The sequence below is a fragment of the Streptomyces sp. NPDC002490 genome (genome assembly GCF_040296045.1).
In the GTDB taxonomy this organism is placed as follows: domain Bacteria; phylum Actinomycetota; class Actinomycetes; order Streptomycetales; family Streptomycetaceae; genus Streptomyces.
Map to the genome: position 1 here is coordinate 12,874 of NZ_JBEOWM010000020.1, position 17,266 is coordinate 30,139.

16 protein-coding genes are annotated in these 17,266 nt (G+C 74.5%); 7 read left to right on the top strand and 9 right to left on the bottom strand.

Annotated elements, in window-relative coordinates; genetic code table 11:
* Positions 1-32: 32 nt before the first annotated feature.
* From ABT092_RS15030 to pdhA, 3 genes are read right to left on the bottom strand one after another with little or no spacing between them, the layout of a single operon-like run.
* A complete protein-coding gene (locus ABT092_RS15030; RefSeq protein ID WP_351243775.1) occupies positions 33-1,484 on the bottom strand; it encodes a dihydrolipoamide acetyltransferase family protein in 1,452 nt (483 codons plus the stop codon).
* Positions 1,484-2,494, bottom strand: coding sequence for an alpha-ketoacid dehydrogenase subunit beta (locus ABT092_RS15035; protein WP_351243777.1), 1,011 nt, complete (start codon positions 2,492-2,494; stop codon positions 1,484-1,486). Before ABT092_RS15035 ends, ABT092_RS15030 begins: the two co-directional genes overlap by 1 nt.
* Positions 2,491-3,672, bottom strand: coding sequence for a pyruvate dehydrogenase (acetyl-transferring) E1 component subunit alpha (gene pdhA, locus ABT092_RS15040; RefSeq protein WP_351243935.1), 1,182 nt, complete (start codon positions 3,670-3,672; stop codon positions 2,491-2,493). Before pdhA ends, ABT092_RS15035 begins: the two co-directional genes overlap by 4 nt.
* Before the next feature lie 224 nt (positions 3,673-3,896).
* Between pdhA and ABT092_RS15045 the strand changes: the two genes are divergently transcribed.
* On the top strand, positions 3,897-4,478 hold the full coding sequence (locus tag ABT092_RS15045) for an Lrp/AsnC family transcriptional regulator (protein ID WP_351243779.1): 582 nt from the start codon (positions 3,897-3,899) through the stop codon (positions 4,476-4,478).
* 4 nt (positions 4,479-4,482) lie between these two features.
* Here the strand turns inward: ABT092_RS15045 and ABT092_RS15050 are convergent, their stop codons facing one another.
* Both ABT092_RS15050 and ABT092_RS15055 read right to left on the bottom strand, forming a co-directional pair.
* Positions 4,483-5,073: a TetR/AcrR family transcriptional regulator gene (locus ABT092_RS15050; protein WP_351243781.1), complete on the bottom strand. Its 591-nt coding sequence runs from the start codon at positions 5,071-5,073 to the stop codon at positions 4,483-4,485.
* Entirely contained in the window at positions 5,070-6,584 is a 1,515-nt protein-coding gene (locus tag ABT092_RS15055) for a 3-hydroxyacyl-CoA dehydrogenase (protein ID WP_351243783.1), read from the bottom strand. Before ABT092_RS15055 ends, ABT092_RS15050 begins: the two co-directional genes overlap by 4 nt.
* Positions 6,585-6,730: 146 nt before the next feature.
* Here ABT092_RS15055 and paaN point away from each other — a divergent pair, with 146 nt between their 5' ends.
* Positions 6,731-8,446, top strand: coding sequence for a phenylacetic acid degradation protein PaaN (paaN, locus tag ABT092_RS15060; protein ID WP_351243785.1), 1,716 nt, complete (start codon positions 6,731-6,733; stop codon positions 8,444-8,446).
* A 135-nt stretch (positions 8,447-8,581) separates the two neighbouring features.
* On the opposite strand, the gene ABT092_RS15065 is transcribed toward paaN, so the two are convergent.
* The 4 genes from ABT092_RS15065 to ABT092_RS15080 form a co-directional block, all read right to left on the bottom strand.
* On the bottom strand, positions 8,582-9,865 hold the full coding sequence (locus ABT092_RS15065; protein ID WP_351243787.1) for a BRO-N domain-containing protein: 1,284 nt from the start codon (positions 9,863-9,865) through the stop codon (positions 8,582-8,584).
* 254 nt (positions 9,866-10,119) lie between these two features.
* Positions 10,120-10,905: a TrmH family RNA methyltransferase gene (locus ABT092_RS15070; protein ID WP_351243789.1), complete on the bottom strand. Its 786-nt coding sequence runs from the start codon at positions 10,903-10,905 to the stop codon at positions 10,120-10,122.
* Positions 10,906-10,956: 51 nt separating this feature from the next.
* Complete coding sequence (locus ABT092_RS15075) at positions 10,957-12,282, bottom strand: HTTM domain-containing protein (RefSeq protein ID WP_351243791.1); 1,326 nt, start codon at positions 12,280-12,282, stop codon at positions 10,957-10,959.
* Positions 12,279-13,178 carry a DUF5819 family protein gene (locus ABT092_RS15080; RefSeq protein ID WP_351243793.1) on the bottom strand — a complete coding sequence of 300 codons (900 nt, stop codon included), beginning with the start codon at positions 13,176-13,178 and terminating at the stop codon, positions 12,279-12,281. The genes ABT092_RS15075 and ABT092_RS15080 overlap by 4 nt, the downstream gene beginning before the upstream one ends.
* Before the next feature lie 399 nt (positions 13,179-13,577).
* Here ABT092_RS15080 and paaA point away from each other — a divergent pair, with 399 nt between their 5' ends.
* From paaA to ABT092_RS15105, 5 genes are read left to right on the top strand one after another with little or no spacing between them, the layout of a single operon-like run.
* Complete coding sequence (gene paaA / locus ABT092_RS15085; protein WP_351243795.1) at positions 13,578-14,612, top strand: 1,2-phenylacetyl-CoA epoxidase subunit PaaA; 1,035 nt, start codon at positions 13,578-13,580, stop codon at positions 14,610-14,612.
* Positions 14,609-14,899, top strand: coding sequence for a 1,2-phenylacetyl-CoA epoxidase subunit PaaB (gene paaB / locus ABT092_RS15090; protein WP_351243797.1), 291 nt, complete (start codon positions 14,609-14,611; stop codon positions 14,897-14,899). The genes paaA and paaB overlap by 4 nt, the downstream gene beginning before the upstream one ends.
* Positions 14,896-15,630 carry a 1,2-phenylacetyl-CoA epoxidase subunit PaaC gene (gene paaC, locus ABT092_RS15095; RefSeq protein WP_351243799.1) on the top strand — a complete coding sequence of 245 codons (735 nt, stop codon included), beginning with the start codon at positions 14,896-14,898 and terminating at the stop codon, positions 15,628-15,630. The genes paaB and paaC overlap by 4 nt, the downstream gene beginning before the upstream one ends.
* Positions 15,624-16,178 carry a 1,2-phenylacetyl-CoA epoxidase subunit PaaD gene (gene paaD / locus ABT092_RS15100; protein ID WP_451363728.1) on the top strand — a complete coding sequence of 185 codons (555 nt, stop codon included), beginning with the start codon at positions 15,624-15,626 and terminating at the stop codon, positions 16,176-16,178. The genes paaC and paaD overlap by 7 nt, the downstream gene beginning before the upstream one ends.
* Positions 16,178-17,233: a 2Fe-2S iron-sulfur cluster-binding protein gene (locus tag ABT092_RS15105; protein ID WP_351243801.1), complete on the top strand. Its 1,056-nt coding sequence runs from the start codon at positions 16,178-16,180 to the stop codon at positions 17,231-17,233. Before paaD ends, ABT092_RS15105 begins: the two co-directional genes overlap by 1 nt.
* Positions 17,234-17,266: the final 33 nt, after the last annotated feature.

Consider the following 17,266-nt stretch of genomic DNA (forward strand, 5'->3'; position numbering starts at 1 on the left):
CCCGGGGGTGGGGCGGACGGTCCGATACCGGTTCAGAGGATGCGCAACAGGACGGCGGGCCGTTCCACGCAGTCGGCGACGAAGCGGAGGAATCCGCCCGCGGTGCCGCCGTCGCAGACCCGGTGGTCGAAGGTGAGGGTCAGCTCGACGACCTGACGGACGGCCAGCTCCCCCTCGTGGACCCAGGGCCGCGGGATGATCCGCCCGACGCCCAGCATGGCCGCTTCGGGGTGGTTGATGATCGGGGTGGAGCCGTCGACGCCGAAGACCCCGTAGTTGTTGAGCGTAAACGTGCCACCCGTCAGCTGTGCGGGCCCGAGCCCGCCCGAGCGGGCGGATTCGGTGAGCCGGGCGACCTCCTCGCTGAGGGACTGCGTGGTGTGCGCGTGGGCGTCCTTCACCACGGGCACGACCAGGCCGCGCGGGGTCTGCGCGGCGAAGCCGAGGTGCACCGCGTCCAGGCGGACGATCTCGCGGGCCTCCTGGTCGACGGTGGCGTTCAGCTCGGGGTGCCGGGCGAGCCCGGCGACGCAGATCCGGGCGAGGAGCGCCAGCAGGGAGATCGGCGGGCCGCCCGCCTCGTTCATCGCCGCCCGGGTGCGCAACAGCTCGGTGGCGTCGGCGTCGACCCAGACGGTCGCCTCGGGTATCTCGCGCCGGCTGCGCACCAGCTTGTCGGCGACCGCGCCCCGTACCCCGCGCAGCGGCACCCGGGTGGCGCCGGGTCGTTCCCCGCCGGAGGCGGCGCGCTCCACGGAGGCGGGGTCGGCCGCCCGGGACGGCGGGGGCGTGGGGATGCCCGCGGCCGGCGCGGGCTCCTCGGGGGCGCGCCTGCCCCGGGCGCGGACGGCGTACTCCACGTCGGCGCGGAGGATCAGTCCGTCGGGTCCGGAGCCGGCCAGCTCCATGAGGTCGATGCCGTGTTCCCGGGCGAGCCTGCGCACCAGGGGCGAGATCACCGGGACGGGACCCTCGCCGCGCGCCGGCTCCTCCGGTTCGCCGCGGGCCGGCGAGGGGAGGGCGACCTCGGACGCCCGCACCGAGGTCGGGCCGGTGCCGAGCAGGGACCTGCGCACCCGGCGTCGACGGGCGGGGGCGGCCGCGGTGCCGTAGCCGACCAGGACGTTGCCCGAGGTCCCGTCGCCGCCGGTGGCGGCGGACAGCGGCGCCTCGGTGGCGGGGGGAGCCGACCCGGTGGCCTCCCCGGCCTCGGGCGCCTCGACCGGCCGCGGGGCCTTGGCGCCCACCGCGACGGTGATCAGCGGGGCGCCCACGGGCAGCTCCGTGCCCTCCTCGCCGAAGCGGGCGGTGACCACGCCGGCATAGGGGCAGGGCACCTCGACCCGCGCCTTGGCGGTCTCGACCTCGACCACCGGTTGGTCGACGGCGACGACCTCGCCCACCCTGACCAGCCAGCGGACGATCTCCGCCTCGGTCAGTCCCTCCCCCAGGTCCGGCAACCTGAACTCCAGCACCTGTGCCATCAGCCCTCCGCCTCCCACTGAAGTCGGGCCACGGCGTCCAGGATCCGGTCGACGCCCGGCAGGTGGTGCCGTTCGAGCATCGGCGGCGGATACGGGATGTCGAACCCGGCCACACGCAGTACTGGTGCCTCAAGGTAGTGGAAACAGCGCTCGGTGACCCGCGCCGCGATCTCGCCGCCCGGTCCGCCGAAGCCGCCCGCCTCGTGGACGACGACGGCCCGACCGGTGCGGCGCACCGAGGCGCACACCGTCTCGTCGTCGAACGGGACCAGGGAACGCAGGTCCACCACCTCCAACTCCCAGCCCTCGGCCTCGGCCGCCTCGGCCGCCTCCAGGCAGACCGGGACGGACGGCCCGTACGTCAGGAGCGTGGCGCTGCGACCCGTGCGCCGCACCACCGCGCGTCCCAGGGGTTCAACGGCTGCGGGGCGGTCCGGGTTCCAGGCGGCCTTGGACCAGTACAGCCGCTTCGGCTCCAGGAAGAGGACCGGGTCGTCGGAGGCGATGGCGGCCCGCAGCAGGCCGTAGGCGTCCGCCACGGTGGCCGGGGTGACCACGTGCAGCCCCGGGGTGGCCAGGTAGTACGCCTCGGAGGAGTCGCTGTGGTGCTCCACGCCGCCGATGCCGCCGCCGTAGGGCACCCGGATGGTGAGCGGCAGCGCCAGGGCCCCGCGGGTGCGGTTGCGCATCCGCGCGACGTGCGAGACGAGTTGCTCGAACGCCGGGTAGGCGAAGGCGTCGAACTGCATCTCGACGACCGGGCGGAGCCCGTACATGGCCATGCCGACGGCGGTGCCGAGGATGCCGGCCTCGGCGAGCGGGGTGTCGGCGCAGCGCTGCTCGCCGAACTCGGCGGCGAGCCCGTCGGTGATCCGGAAGACCCCGCCGAGGGTGCCGACGTCCTCCCCCATGACGTGCACGGTCGGGTCCTCGGCCAGGGCGTCCCGCAGGGCCCGGCTGAGGGCCTGGGCCATGGTCGCGGGCTTGGCGGCGACGGGGGCGGCGCTCATCGTGCGGTCTCCTTCCACACCTCGTGCTCGCCCTCGCCGGGCGGGTCCTGTCGTTCGTCGGCCGCCGGGTCCGCGGCGCGGAGTTCCTCGCGCAGCTGCTCGGCCTGCTCGCGCAGTTGGGGGGTGGGTTCGGCGTAGACGTGCGCGAAGAGCTCCCCGGGGTCGAGCACCGGGTCCCGGTTCAGTCGGGCGCGCAGCTCCGCGGCCATCGCCTCGGCCTCCTCGCGCACCGCGGCCAGGCCCGCCTCGTCCAGCAGCCCGCGGCCGGTGAGTTCCCGCTCGGCGAGGTCGACGGGGTCGTGGGCGCGCCAGACCTCGACGTCGGCGTCGGTGCGGTAGCGGCCCGCGTCGTCGGCGTTGGTGTGGGCGTCGACGCGGTAGGTGATGGCCTCGACCAGGGTCGGGCCCTCGCCCTCGCGGGCGCGGCGCACCGCTTCGGCGAGGACCTCGTGGACGGCCAGCACGTCGTTGCCGTCGACCAGCCGGCCGCGCATCCCGTAGCCGACCGCCTTGTGGGCGAGGGAGGGGGCCGCGGTCTGCCGGTCGAGCGGGACGGAGATCGCGAAGCCGTTGTTCTGTACCAGGAAGACCACCGGGGCCCGCCACACCGCGGCGAAGTTCAGGGCCTCGTGGAAGTCGCCCTCGCTGGTGCCGCCGTCCCCGACCAGCGCCAGCGCCACCACGTCGTCGCCCCGGAGCCGGGCGGCGTGCGCGAGGCCCACGGCGTGCGGGAGCTGGGTGGCCAGCGGGGTGGAGAGCGGCGCCACCCGGTGTGCCACGGGGTCGTAGCCGGTGTGCCAGTCGCCGCGCAGCAGGGTGAGCGCCTCCACGGGGTCGACGCCGCGGGCGATGACCGCGAGGGTGTCGCGGTAGCTGGGGAAGAGCCAGTCGCGCTCCTGGAGCGCGTGGGCCGCGGCGACCTGGCACGCCTCCTGCCCGGTGCTCGACGGGTAGACGGCGAGCCGGCCCTGCTTGGTGAGCGCGGTGGCCTGGGTGTTGTAGCGGCGGCCGCGCACCAGGGCGGCGTGCAGGGTGCGCAGCAGCTCGGGGTCCGCCTCACGGCCGGCGGGCGTGCCCAGCACGCGGTACGGGACCGGGTCGGGCAGCAGCGGGGCGGGGTCGGTGAGCGGGGTCCACGCAGGGGGCGGGCCGGGGGTCCGTGCTCCGTGCTGGTCCATGACCGGTGTGCCGTGACTGTTCACGTTCACGCGTGCACCTCCTTGTCGACGGCGACGGGCTCCCCGCGGGGAGCGGTCGGGACGCGCGGAACGGACACGCGCCTCCCCTACCGATTGTTCGGTCAGTGGCACATTTTGGCTACAGGCCCGTTCGGGCTGTGGACAAACGGTTCTCCACAGCCTGGGATGGGTGCAGGACGTCCATGGCGGGGAGGCGGGGGGGCATGGCAGCCGAACGAATGGTCCACGGACCCGAGGGACCCGAAGGGCCGGAGGAGCCCGGCCAGGAGGAGCTGCGGACCTGCGGGAAGCCGGGTGCGGGCGCCCCCGCGCCCGCCGCGCCGCCGCCCTACGTGCCGCCCCGCCCGCTGGACGGGATCGACCGGGACATCCTCCAGATCCTCCAGGTCGACGGCCGGGCGTCGATACGGTCGGTGGCGGAACAGGTCCACGTCTCCCGGGCGAACGCCTACGCCCGCATCAACCGACTCCTCGACGACGGGGTCATCCGCGGCTTCGGCGCCCGCATCGACCACGAACGCGCCGGCCAGGGCGCCTCCGCCTACATCACCCTGAAGATCGTCCAGAACTCCTGGCGCACCGTGCGCGAGCAGCTGCGCGCACTGCCGGGCGCCGCCCACATCGCCCTGGTCAGCGGCGACTTCGACGTGCTGCTGCTGGTGCACTCCGCGGACAACCGGGCGCTGCGCGAACTGGTGCTCACCCGGCTCCAGGCCATCCCCGAGGTGCTGAGCACCCGCACCCTGTTGGTCTTCGAGGAGGACCACCTCGACCCGGAGCCCTGACGGCTCAGGACGGCCGGCGCAGCCCCTCGAAGACCAGGCGCACCACGGCCTCGCAGACCTCCCGGTCGCCCTGGCCGCGGGTGTCGGGGCGGTACCACTCCACGATCGAGTTGATCATGCCGAAGAGCAGTCGGGTGGCCAGCCGGACCTCCACGTCGCTGCGGACCTCGCCGTCGACCACGGCGGCCCGGAGCAGCTCGGCGACCCGGTGGTCGAACTCCCGACGGCGCTCCAGGGCCCACCGCTCGGTGTCGGTGTTGCCGCGCACCCGCAGCAGCAGCGTCACGTAGGGCAGCTCGTCTATCAGCACCTCCACCATGCGCCGGGTGACGTGCTCCAGGCGCTCCACCGCGCGCCCGGTGCGCGCCCGCTCCTCGTCGAGGATGCCGAAGAGCCGGTCCAGGGCCCGGCTGACGGCCCGGCGCAACAACTCCTCCTTGCCGGAGACGTGGTGGTAGATGGAGGACTTGGAGATCCCGGCCGCCTTGGACAGGTGCTCCATGGAGGTGCCGTCGTAGCCGCGCTCGTTGAAGACGGTCACCGCGACGGCGAGCAGGGACTCGGGCGTGTACGTGTCGCGCTTGACGGCGGTCATGGGGCGGACTCCCGGTTCTCGGAGGCGTAGGCGTGACGGTAGAGCGCCAGCGACGGCGCGTAGCGGCCCGAAGGGTCGCGCAGGTGCAGGTCGTCCAAGAGGGAGTGCGCCCAACTGCGCCCCAGCTTGCGGCTCCACTCGAAGGGGCCCAGGGGGTAGTTGACGCCCAGCCGCATGGCGGTGTCCACGTCCTCCTCGGTGGCCAGGCCCCGGGCGACGGCGTCCACGGCCAGGTCGATCAGCCGGGCCACCGTGCGCGCCACGATCATGCCGGGCACGTCACCGATGACGCTCACGTCCTTGCCGAGCGCCTGGAACAGCCCGGTGGCCTCGCGCAGGGTGCGCGGCGAGGTGTCCTGGGAGGCGGCCAGCGCGATCCGGGTGGCGCCGCGGTAGTCCAGGGCCAGGTCGAAGTAGACGACGTCCCGGAACTCCACGGAGGTCTGCCCGTCCGCCAGCGCCAGTTGCCCGCCGCCGGGCAGCACCAGCCGGGTGCCGTGGTCCTCGTCCTCCTCGCGCAGCGGGATGCCCGCCGCCCGTATCAGGTCCAGCAGGTCGGCGGCCGGCCCCAGGTCGCCCTCGACGACCACGTGCGCGGGCGGCGGCACCGCTTCCGCGGTGTGCGGTTCGGGACGCTCGGCACCCTCCCCGTACTCGTACCACCCGCGGCCCGCCTTGCGGCCCAGGGCGCCCGACTCGACCAAGCGGCGCTGGGCGAGCGAGGGGGTGAACTTCACGTCCCGGAAGAGCGCCTCCCACACCGCGTGGGTGACGGTCTCGTTGACGTCCTGTCCGATCAGGTCGGTGAGTTCGAAGGCGCCCATCTTGAAGCCGCCGCACTCGCGCAGCACGGCGTCGATGGTGGCCGGGTCGGCGCCCTGGTGCTCGTACACGGCGAACGCCTCGGCGTAGAAGGGCCGGGCGATGCGGTTGACGATGAACCCCGGGGTGTCCGCGCAGGCCACCGGGGTCTTGCCCCAGCCGCGGGCCAGTTCGTAGGCGCGGGTCGCGCTGGAGAAGTCGGTGGCGGTGCCGGAGACCACCTCCACCAGCGGCAGCAGCGGCGCCGGGTTGAAGAAGTGCAGCCCCACCAGCCGTCCCGGCGCCCGCAGCGGCCCGGCGATGGCCGTCACCGACAGCGAGGAGGTGTTGGTGGCCAACAGGCAGTCGTACCCCACCACCGCCTCCAGCTCGCGCAGCATCCGCTGTTTGACGTCCAGCCGCTCCTGCACCGCCTCCACCACCACCTGCGCGCCGGCCAGCTCCCGCAGCGAGCCCACCGGCTCCAGCCGGTCCAGCGCCGCGTCCCGGTCGGCCGCGCTCAGGCGCCCCTTGGCGACCAGTCGGGCCAGTCGGTCGCCGATCGCGGTCACCGCCGCCACCGCCCGGCCGGGTTCGGCGTCGTGCAGCAGCACGGGGTGCCCGGCGACGGACGCGACCTGGGCGATGCCCTGCCCCATCGTGCCGGTCCCCACCACCGCCACCGGGGTGCTGCGGTCGATAGTCGTCATGCTCGCAGATCCTTCCGCACCGGGTCGGCCACGGCTCCGCCGGACCCCTTGTACCGACCGATCGTTCGGTTACTCTAGCCCTGTCCGCCCGATCCTGCCCAGTTCGCCGGCCGAGCCGAAGCCGACCCCGAGGAGGAGTTGGTCCCATGTCCGCCGACACGTCCACCGAACCCCAGGCCCCCGCCGCCCCGCACCCCCTGCTCCTCGCCCGCCGCCCCGTGCTGGACCGGGCCCTCGAAGCGATCCGGACCCGCGCGTACTGGTCCCCGCACCCCGAGCACCCCAAGGCCTACGGCCAGGACGGCGGCCCGGGCCCGGCAGCGGGGCAGGCCGCCTTCGAGGCCCTCCTCGGCACCCGCTTCGCCCTCGACCAGCCCGGCACCGACGACTGGGTCGGCCCGGAGACCTCGCCCTACGGCATCGACCTCGGCATCGAGTACCCCCACCCCGACCCGGACGTCCTGCTCCCCGCCATGCGGGCGGGCCTGGCCGACTGGCGCGCCGCGGGCCCCGAACTGCGCGCCGCGGTCTGCCTGGAGGTCCTCGCCCGGATCAACGCCCGCAGCCACGAGTTCGCCCACGCCGTCATGCACACCAGCGGCCAGGCCTTCACGATGGCCTTCCAGGCCGGCGGCCCGCACGCCCAGGACCGCGGTCTGGAGGCCGTCGCCTACGCCTACGCCGAGCAGGTCCGCGTCCCCGCCGCCGCCGAGTGGACCAAGCCGCAGGGCAAGCGGGACCCGCTGACCCTGACCAAGCGGTTCACCCCGGCCGGCCGGGGCGTCGCCCTGGTCATCGGCTGCAACACCTTCCCCACCTGGAACGGCTACCCCGGGCTGTTCGCCTCCCTCGCCACCGGCAACGCCGTCCTCGTCAAGCCCCACCCCCGCGCGGTGCTCCCGCTGGCCCTCACCGTCCGGGTGGCCCGCGAGGTGCTCGCCGAGGCCGGCTTCGCCCCCGACCTGGTCGCCCTGGCCGCCGAGCGCCCCGGCGAGGGCCTGGCGAAGACCCTGGCCCTGCGCCCCGAGGTCAGGATCATCGACTACACCGGTTCCACCGCGTTCGGCGACTGGCTGGAGACCCACGCCCGCCAGGCCCGGGTCTACACCGAGAAGGCCGGCGTCAACACCGTCGTCATCGACTCGACCGACGACTACCGGGGCATGCTCGCCAACCTGGCCTTCTCCCTCTCCCTCTACAGCGGCCAGATGTGCACCACCCCGCAGAACCTGCTGATCCCGCGCGAGGGCATCACCACCGACGCCGGCCCCAAGGGCCACGCCGAGGTGGTGGCCGACCTCGCGCGGGCCGTGGACGGCCTCCTCGGCGACGAGGCCCGGGCGAACGCCCTGCTCGGGGCACTGGTCAACCCGGAGGTGCGGGCCCGGCTGGACGCCGCTCCGACCCTCGGCGAGGTGGCCCTCGCCTCCCGCCCGGTCGCCCACCCCGACTTCCCCGACGCGGTGGTCCGCACCCCGGCCCTGATCGCCGTGGACACCGCCGGGGCCGCCGCGGAACCCCCCTACCTCAGCGAGTGCTTCGGCCCGGTGGCCTTCCTCGTCGCCACCGACTCGACGGCCGCCTCCCTGGAGCTGCTGCGCCGCACCCTCCGCGAGAAGGGCGCGCTGACGGTCGGCGCGTACACCACCTCCCCGGCGGTGGCGCGGGACGTGGAGGAGGTCTGCCTGGAGGAGTCCGCGAACCTCTCCCTCAACCTCACCGGCGGCGTCTACGTCAACCAGACCGCCGCCTTCTCCGACTTCCACGGCACCGGCGGCAACCCCGCGGCGAACGCCGCCCTCTGCGACGGCGCGTTCGTCGCCGACCGCTTCCGGACGGTGGAGGTGCGGGGCACGGTGTGAGGCCCGGCGCCGGTGGGTGGCCCGGGGCCACCCACCGGCGGGAGCCGCAGGGTCGTGGGTCGCGGGGCAAGGCCCTGACCTGGGAGAACCAGGTACCGTAGACGTGAGTGAGGGTACCGACCCACTTGCGATCCACTACCGGCTGCGCGGGGGCGCCACGCCCAACTCCCGCAACACCCGGGCGATCTGCTCCGGCGAGCCCTGCACCCGGAGGTCCCCGACCGTCAGCAGCAGCCCCGCCGCGGCGGGTCGTTCCGGCGGTGCGTCCGCCGCGCGGTCCCGGGCCTCCGGTTCGCCCTCCCGCGCCGTCCGCGCGGACCACCGCACCACGTCGGCGAACTTGACCGTGCCGCAGGGGCGCAGGGCCCGGCTGCCCCCGATGCCGACCCGTTCCACCGCCGTACAACGGAAGTACGGCCCGTAGGGCGGCCCGCTGTCCGCCGCCGGCTCCGGCACGCACCACTCCATCCGACCGTGCCGGCAGTGCACCGTCCCGTCCGACAGCACGGTGATCCCGGCCTCCGGGCCCTCGATGTCGGCGAGGACGTGGAGCCGTCGACCCACGGCTTCGGCCAGGTTCCCCGCCATGCGTGTATGCTGCTGACCGAGATCGGTGTCCCCCCGTCGGATCGACGGCAACAGTTCGGCCGTCACCCAGCGTTGGAACGGGATCGCGGCGGGCTTCCGGGAACGGAGCACCAGGGTGTACAGACCGGTCTCGCTGATCAGGTTCAGCTGATATGGGTCATGTGAGTACACGCTCTGATCTGCGGAAACAAAGGTACCGTCATCAATAGTGACGGTACCTACCCTCAAGTCCAGCAACCTGATGTCCAGCGGATCCGCCTTCCGACGGGCCTCACGCGGGTTCTTGATGCCCAGCACCCGGCACACGTCGGCCAGGGCGAACCAGGGCTCGCCGTCGACCATCACCACCCGCACCGGGTCGTCGGTCAACGGGAACGGGACCGTGGTGAGGGCGAGTTCGGGGACGGGCTGCCCGTCCCGGCCGTGGCCGGCCGGCCCGGGCAGGGAGGCGAGCAGCGCGGAGCGCACCCGACGGGCGACCGCGCTGGAGCGCAGCAGCATCGCGAGCACCAGGGCGGTGCGCGGGGTGAAGACGGCGATGGTGCGGGCGCCCACCCCGCGTTCCGGCAGGTTCGCCGCGAGGAACTCCCTCAACTCGGCCCCCCGGAGCTGTCGGTGGTCGAAGTCAGCGAGTTCCTCGGCGTGTTTGCGGACGACGCGGCGCAGCAGCACGGCGTCCACCTCGAAGTAGTCGGCGAGCATCGCGGCCGTGGTCAGTCGCCCGTCGGGGAGCAACGGCAGCGGCTTGACCGCGGTCAGGGCGTGCACCCGGTCGGCGAGGGCGGCGCGGACGGCGCGGGAGTCCAGCAGGGACTCTTCGGTGTACGTCATCGTGGGCCTTTCACGGGGCCCTCTTGCGAGGGCGCGCGGCATGACGGCGTACGCCCCCTTCGGGAACCCGGGGACGCACGGGGGCCGTTGCCGACCCCGCGCGCGAGGACCCACCCGCCACCCATCGCTTGGCCATCGCCGGCCGCCCGCCCCGGACGGGGCCTCACGGGCGGACCGGCACCCCTGGAGAACTCGTCCACCGCACTGCTCGACGGTCCTCGCGCACCGGGTACAACGAGACGGTTGTGCGATCGTCACGTCGTCTTTCGAACGGACCGGGTCGACCAGTGGAACAGCGTCATCGCCACGCTGGTGGCGAGGTTGTAGCTGGAGACGCGCGGGTTCATCGGCAGCGAGAGCAGCCGGTCGGCGCGGGCCCGCAACGGGGCGGAGAGCCCGGTGCGTTCGGAGCCGAAGGCGAGGAGCGCGTCATCGGGGAGGGTGACGTCCCGGAGGTCCTCGCCCTCGGCGTCCAGGGCGAACAGCGGCCCCGCCGGGAGTTCCGCCACCTCGTCCACCCGTTCGACGGCGGTGGCGAAGTGGAGCCCGGCGCCGCCGCGCACCACGGTGGGGTGCCAGGGGTCGAGGGTGCCCGTGGTGACCACCCCGGTCGCCCCGAACCCCGCGGCCAACCGGATCACCGCGCCGGCGTTGCCCAGGTTGCGGGGCTGGTCGAGGACGATCACGGGGGAGGTGCGGGGCAGCCGGGCCAGGGCGGCGAGGTGCGCGGCGCGGGACGGGCGCTCCGCCAGGGCGGCGACGGCGGTGGGGTGCAGGCGCGGGACGAGGGTGCGGAGTTCGGCCTCCTCGACCTCCACCAGCAGGGCGCCCAGGGGGTCGACCACATCGGGGGCCAGGTCCGCGGCGAGGGTCAGCACCGCGGCCCGGTCGGCGGTCAGGGCGACCGGCACCCGGGCACCGAAGCGGAGGGCGTGCTTGACGGCGTGGAAGCCGTCGAGGAGCACCGCCCCCTCGGCCAGCGCCCGCCAGGTGCGCACGGCCCGGCCGGGGTCGGGGTGCGGGGCTCCCGTCGTGTTCATGCGGATCAGCCTACGGCGGGCCGGGCGTCCCCCGGGCCCGCCGTGGTCACCTCACCCCGGGCTGGTCACGCGCGGGGGGACGCCGTCCCCGGTCGCCGGCGCGCCCCGGTCCGTGGCCCCGGGCGGCGGGCCGTCCCCGGCCGTCCCGGGCCGGGGCCCGGGGACGGGAGCGGGCCCGGCGGACGGATCGGGTTCGGCGGCCCCGAGGGCCCTGCCCGCGCCGGGGACGCCCAGCCGCGCCGCCCGGCCCAGTACGGCGCGCCACGCCCGGCCCGCCGCGCGGCCGAGCCGGCGCAGGAACGAGGTCGGCAGGAAGACCGCGTCGGCGGCGATCATCGCGAGCGAGAAGAACGGCAGTCCGAGGGTCACCGCGATCACGGAGTGCTCGATGATCATGACGGCCAGCAGGACGTTCTTGACCTTGCGGTTGAAGAGCGTGAAGGGGAAGGCGACCTGGACGATGACCGTGCCGTAGGTGACCAGCATGATGAACGTGCCGGACTGGGTCATCAGCTCGGAGAGCGCGGGCCAGGGCGAGAAGTAGTCCAGGTGCAGCGGGTAGTAGGCGGCCGTCCCGTCCTGCCAGCGGCTCCCCTGGACCTTGTACCAGCCGGCGGTGGCGTAGATCAGACAGGCTTCCGCCATGATGATCAGCAGCCCGGTGTTGTGGACGACGTTGGCCAGGACGTCGAAGAGACGGCGGTCGGGGTCCTCGGGCCCCTTGCGGTCGGCGAGCCACCACAGGCCCTGGACGACCCACAGGCCCCAGAAGACCAGCAGCCAGCCCCAGCCGGCCTTGCCGCTGAAGGTCACGGCGCAGAGGGCGATGCCGAGCGCCCCCCAGAGCACGGGGCCCACGCGGTCGGGCGCGGGGCGCTCGCCCCGGGCCAGGGCGGCGGCCCGGCGGCGGGCCCGCCGGGCGTCCAGGGACCACACCTGACCGCACCGGGTGAGCACCAGGTAGATCGCCACCAGGTGGATGACGTTGTCGCCGCCGTCGCCGACGAAGATGCTGCGGTTCAGGAGGGAGAGCACCCCGACCATGAACAGCACCGACATGGTGCGGGTCCGCCAGCCGAGCAGCAGCAGGGCGCTCGACAGCACGGCGAGCCCGTAGACGGCCTCGAACCAGAGCCTGCCGTCCGACCAGAGCAGCACCGTGAAGGCGCCGTTGTCGGCGACCAGGTCCCGGGCCATCCCCCAGTCCCAGGGGCCGTCCGGCCCGTACAGTGCGTGGCGGTGGGGGAACTCCCGCACCAGGAACAGCAACCAGGTGAGGGCGAACCCGATCCGGACGATCGCCGACTGGTACGGCCCCAGGGCACTGCCCGTGGCCCGGTCGACGCCCCGCTTCAACGCGCTGCCGGCCCCGCTCACCGTGCCGCCTCCGTCCGGTCGTCCCGCGCCCGCGGGTCACCCGCCGCGTCCAGCGGCCTGTCGTCCTCCGTCACCGGCCACCAGGGCAGTTGCCGGAAGACGGGGTTGGTGTCGATGATCTCCTTGCTCCACCGCGGTGGAGCCACGTTGGTGGTGGAGACCCGCACCTGCACCCGCTCCAGGGCGCCGTCCTCCAGGCCGTCCAGCCGCATGACGACGATGCGGCGCAGGTAGCGCTCGGACAGGGTGCCGCGCATGCCGTTGGGCTGGTTCTGGGCGTCGTGGGTCGAGGCGAAGAAGTCCCAGGCGCGGCGGAGTTGGTTCTGCTGGGTGTGGCTGGGCACCGGGTTGCCGTCGATCGCCCGTCCGTCCTGGGCGGACAGGTCGTGCCAGCCGGTGGCCCGCGGTTCCCCGTCCGCGCCCCGCAGTTCCGCCCGGGCCTGGACGGCGACGTTCTGCTGGAGGGGGTTGGGGGCGAACAGCTTCCAGTTCTGTTCGAACTCGGGGAGGACCCAGGCGTCCACGGTCTCCCCGTGCTCCTTGGTCAGCGTGTTCGAGGGCGCCACGTGCAGGAACACCAGCCCCAGGTGGAGCCCGGCGGCGGCCACGACCAGGGCGAGGGCGAGGAGGGCGGCGAGCTGCCGCCCGGGGGTGAGCCCCGCTATGCCCGGCCGGGACGGGGACCCCAGGACCCGTCCCGGCCCGCCCAGGGCCGCCCCGTCCGGTTCGGGGCTCCCGGGCTCCGCGGCGAGGGGGGCGGCGGGCCCGGGGGCCGGCGCACGCTCCGGCGCGGGTCCGGCCCGGTCGGCCTCCGGCCCGCCGGGCCCGGCGTCGTCACCCCCCTGCCGCTGCCGCGCGCGCTCGGCGCCGCCCGCCCCGCTGTCGTACGACTCCATACCGCCTGCTCCCCGCTCCCGCTCCCATGGCGTGCCGCCCCGTCCGGTGCATCGGAACGGTACTCAGGGCCGCCCGCCCGGCACAGCGCCATGGAGTTATCCACAGGGTTGACACCTTACGGGCAGGGTCCCACCATGGAATCACCGAACCGAACGATCGGTCGGCTACTGGATCTCGACCCGGCACCCCGGATCGGGACAACACCGGACCATCACCCCGGGCGCCGAACGGAACGAAGAAGGCGAGCGGGAACAAAGCGGGAAGGAAGGGGCGCGGAGGGGGAGGAGAAGGCGCGGAAGAAAAACGGGGAGCAGGGCGAGCAGGCGGCCCCGGAGGGCCTCGCGCGCCCCGCGCACGACGGCGGAGCACCACGGAGCGGACGAGAGGAACGGACCGGCATGGCGACCACAGCGACGGCGCGACAGGCCCCCGGCAGCGGCCCGGGGGGCGGTGGAGCCGGGGACCCCGGGCACCCGGAGCACGACGCGGAGGCCGCCCGCACCGCGGCCTTCGACGCCGCGGTGGCCGCCGAGGAACGCATCGAGCCCCGGGACTGGATGCCCGACGCCTACCGCGCCACCCTGGTGCGCCAGATCGCCCAGCACGCCCACTCCGAGATCATCGGCATGCAGCCGGAGGCGAACTGGATCACCCGCGCCCCCTCCCTGCGCCGCAAGGCCATCCTGATGGCGAAGGTCCAGGACGAGGCCGGCCACGGGCTGTACCTCTACGGGGCCGCGGAGACCCTCGGGGTGGGGCGGGACGAACTCCTCGACGCCCTGCACTCGGGACGCCAGAAGTACTCCTCCATCTTCAACTACCCCACCCTGACCTGGGCCGACGTCGGGGCCATCGGCTGGCTGGTGGACGGGGCCGCGATCACCAACCAGGTCCCGCTGTGCCGCTGCTCCTACGGCCCCTACGCCCGGGCCATGGTCCGGGTCTGCAAGGAGGAGTCCTTCCACCAGCGCCAGGGCTTCGAACTGCTGCTCGCCCTCAGCCGGGGCACCCCGGCCCAGGTCGCGATGGCCCAGGACGCGGTGGACCGCTGGTGGTGGCCGTCCCTGATGATGTTCGGCCCGCCCGACGACGAGTCGCCGCACTCGGCGCAGTCCATGGCCTGGCGCATCAAGCGCCACTCCAACGACGAACTGCGGCAGCGCTTCGTCGACATCTGCGTCCCCCAGGCCGCCCACCTCGGCCTCACCCTCCCCGACCCCGACCTGCGGTGGAACGAGGAACGCGGGCAGCACGACTTCGGCGCCATCGACTGGACGGAGTTCCGGGAGGTGCTGCGGGGCAACGGCCCCTGCAACGAGGAGCGCGTCGACCGGCGCCGCCGCGCCCACGAGGACGGCGCCTGGGTGCGGGAGGCCGCCGCGGCCCACGCCCGCAAGCGGCGCACCCGCGCCGGAGGGAGGAGCACGGCATGACCGAGCCGACCGAATGGCCCCTGTGGGAGGTCTTCGTGCGCTCCCGCCGCGGGCTGTCGCACACCCACGCCGGCAGCCTGCACGCCCCGGACGCCCAACTGGCCCTGCGCAACGCCCGGGACCTCTACACCCGCCGCGGCGAGGGCGTGTCCCTGTGGGTGGTGCCCTCCACGGCGATCACCGCCTCCTCGCCCGAGGAGAAGGACCCGTTCTTCGCCCCGGCCGCCGACAAGCCGTACCGGCACCCGACCTTCTACGACATCCCGGAGGAGGTGCACCACCTGTGACCTCCCCGCCGCCCCCCGCTCCCGCGGCCACCGCCCCGGCGCTGGCCCTCGGCGACGACGCCCTGGTCCTCTCGCACCGCCTCGGCGAGTGGGCGACCCGCGCCCCGGTGCTGGAGGAGGAGGTCGCCCTCGCGAACATCGCCCTCGACCTGCTCGGCCAGGCCCGCGTCCTGCTCTCCCTCGTCGGCGACGAGGACGAGTTGGCGTACCTGCGGGACGAACGCGCCTTCCGCAACCTCCACCTGGTGGAACAGCCCAACGGGGACTTCGCCCACACCATCGTCCGCCAGCTCTACTTCTCCACCTACCAACGGCTGCTCTACGCCGAACTGGCGCACGGCACCACCCCGTTCGCCCCGCTCGCCGCGAAGGCCGTCCACGAGGTGGCCTACCACCAGGACCACGCCGAGCAGTGGACGCTGCGCCTGGGCGACGGCACCGAGGAGAGCCACCGACGGATGCGGCGGGCCACGGCGGCCCTGTGGCGGTTCACCGGCGAAATGTTCGAGCCGCTGCCCGGCCTCGACGTCGACGGCGCCGCCCTGCGCACCGCCTGGCTCGCCTCCGTCGGCGCCGTGCTCGACGCGGCCGCCCTCCCGCTGCCCGAGTCCCCCGCCACCGGCGGGTGGCGCGCGGACGGCGGACGGCAGGGCGTCCACACCGAGCCCTTCGGACGGCTGCTGGCCGAGATGCAGCACCTGCACCGCAGCCACCCGGGGGCGTCGTGGTGACGACCGCCGGCCACGACCGGCGCCCCGACCCCGCGGCCACCGCCGCGCGGGAGGAACGGCTGCGCCACCTCGCCGGCTCCGTCCCCGACCCCGAACTCCCCGTGCTGACCCTCGCCGAACTGGGCGTGCTGCGCGCGGTGCGGCTGCTCGGCCCCGACCGGGTCGAGGTCGACCTCACCCCCACCTACACCGGCTGCCCCGCCGTCGACACCATGGCGGCCGACATCGAGGCGCTGCTGCACGCCCACGGCGTCCCCCAGGTCACCGTCCGCCCCGTGCTGGCCCCGCCCTGGAGCACCGACGACATCACCGAGGAGGGCCGCCGCAAACTGCGGGAGTTCGGCATCGCCCCGCCCCGCGCCGTACGCACCGGCCCGGTCCCGGTGCCCCTGGGCGCCACCCGCACCGCGGTCACCGCGCCCGTGGCCTGCCCGGTCTGCGGCTCGACCGACACCGAACTGCTGAGCCGCTTCTCGTCCACCGCCTGCAAGGCGCTGCGGCGCTGCCGCACCTGCGCCGAGCCCTTCGACCACTTCAAGGAGGTGTGATGGCCCGCTTCCACCCGCTGCGGGTCACCGCGGTCGACCGGCTCACCGACGACGCGGTGGCCCTCACCCTCGACGTGCCCGAGGCCCTGCGCCCCGCCTACCGGCACGCCCCCGGACAGCACCTGGCCCTCCGGCGCACCCTCGACGGCACCGAGGTGCGCCGCACCTACTCCATCTGTTCGCCCGCGCCCGGCCCGGAGGGTCCGCGCACCCTGCGGGTGGGCGTGCGCCTGGTCGACGGCGGGGCCTTCTCCACCTACGCGCTGAAGGAGATCGGCGTCGGGGACGAGGTGGAGGCCATGACCCCGGCCGGCCGCTTCACCCTGGATCCGGCGCCCGGCCGGTACGCGGCGGTGGTCGGCGGCAGCGGCATCACCCCGGTGCTGTCCATGGCGCGGACCCTGCTCGCCCGGGAACCCGGGGCCCGGTTCTGTCTGCTGCGCAGCGACCGCACCACGGCGTCCACGATGTTCCTGGAGGAGGTGGCCGACCTCAAGGACCGGTACCCGGACCGGTTCCAGCTGGTGACCGCCCTCTCCCGGGAGGAACAGCGGTCCGGGCTCCCCCCGGGCCGACTGGACCGGGAGCGCCTGGTCGACCTGCTGCCTGCGCTGCTGCCGGTGGCCCGGGTGCGGGGCTGGTTCCTGTGCGGCCCGCTCGGACTGGTGGAGGGCGCGGAACGCGCCCTCCACGACCTCGGGGTGGAACGCGCCCGCGTCCACCAGGAGGTCTTCCACGTGGACGCGGCACCGCCGCCCCGGCCGCCGCGCGCCCCGGCCCGCAGTTCGGTCACCGCACGGCTGGACGGACGGGCCGGCAGCTGGCCCGTCCAGGACGGCGAGACCCTCCTCGACACGGTGCTCCGCAACCGTCCCGACGCCCCCTACGCCTGTCGGGGCGGGGTGTGCGGGACCTGCCGGGCGTTCCTGGTCGTGGGCGAGGTCGCCATGGACCGCAACTTCGCCCTGGAACCGGAGGAGACCGACGCCGGGTTCGTGCTGGCCTGCCAGTCGCATCCGCTGACGGAGCGGGTGGAGCTGGACTTCGACCGCTGACCGGCCGCCGCCCCTCGGCCCGGGCCGTGGGCG

What these genes read in the sequence shown, in the direction of transcription:
- ABT092_RS15030 (WP_351243775.1), bottom strand. Translation starts at nt 1,484, where the DNA reads ATGGCACAGGTGCTGGAGTTCAGGTTGCCGGACCTGGGGGAGGGACTG.
- ABT092_RS15035 (WP_351243777.1), bottom strand. Translation starts at nt 2,494, where the DNA reads ATGAGCGCCGCCCCCGTCGCCGCCAAGCCCGCGACCATGGCCCAGGCC.
- pdhA (WP_351243935.1), bottom strand. Translation starts at nt 3,672, where the DNA reads ATGGACCAGCACGGAGCACGGACCCCCGGCCCGCCCCCTGCGTGGACC.
- ABT092_RS15045 (WP_351243779.1), top strand. Translation starts at nt 3,897, where the DNA reads ATGGCAGCCGAACGAATGGTCCACGGACCCGAGGGACCCGAAGGGCCG.
- ABT092_RS15050 (WP_351243781.1), bottom strand. Translation starts at nt 5,073, where the DNA reads ATGACCGCCGTCAAGCGCGACACGTACACGCCCGAGTCCCTGCTCGCC.
- ABT092_RS15055 (WP_351243783.1), bottom strand. Translation starts at nt 6,584, where the DNA reads ATGACGACTATCGACCGCAGCACCCCGGTGGCGGTGGTGGGGACCGGC.
- paaN (WP_351243785.1), top strand. Translation starts at nt 6,731, where the DNA reads ATGTCCGCCGACACGTCCACCGAACCCCAGGCCCCCGCCGCCCCGCAC.
- ABT092_RS15065 (WP_351243787.1), bottom strand. Translation starts at nt 9,865, where the DNA reads ATGACGTACACCGAAGAGTCCCTGCTGGACTCCCGCGCCGTCCGCGCC.
- ABT092_RS15070 (WP_351243789.1), bottom strand. Translation starts at nt 10,905, where the DNA reads ATGAACACGACGGGAGCCCCGCACCCCGACCCCGGCCGGGCCGTGCGC.
- ABT092_RS15080 (WP_351243793.1), bottom strand. Translation starts at nt 13,178, where the DNA reads ATGGAGTCGTACGACAGCGGGGCGGGCGGCGCCGAGCGCGCGCGGCAG.
- paaA (WP_351243795.1), top strand. Translation starts at nt 13,578, where the DNA reads ATGGCGACCACAGCGACGGCGCGACAGGCCCCCGGCAGCGGCCCGGGG.
- paaB (WP_351243797.1), top strand. Translation starts at nt 14,609, where the DNA reads ATGACCGAGCCGACCGAATGGCCCCTGTGGGAGGTCTTCGTGCGCTCC.
- ABT092_RS15105 (WP_351243801.1), top strand. Translation starts at nt 16,178, where the DNA reads ATGGCCCGCTTCCACCCGCTGCGGGTCACCGCGGTCGACCGGCTCACC.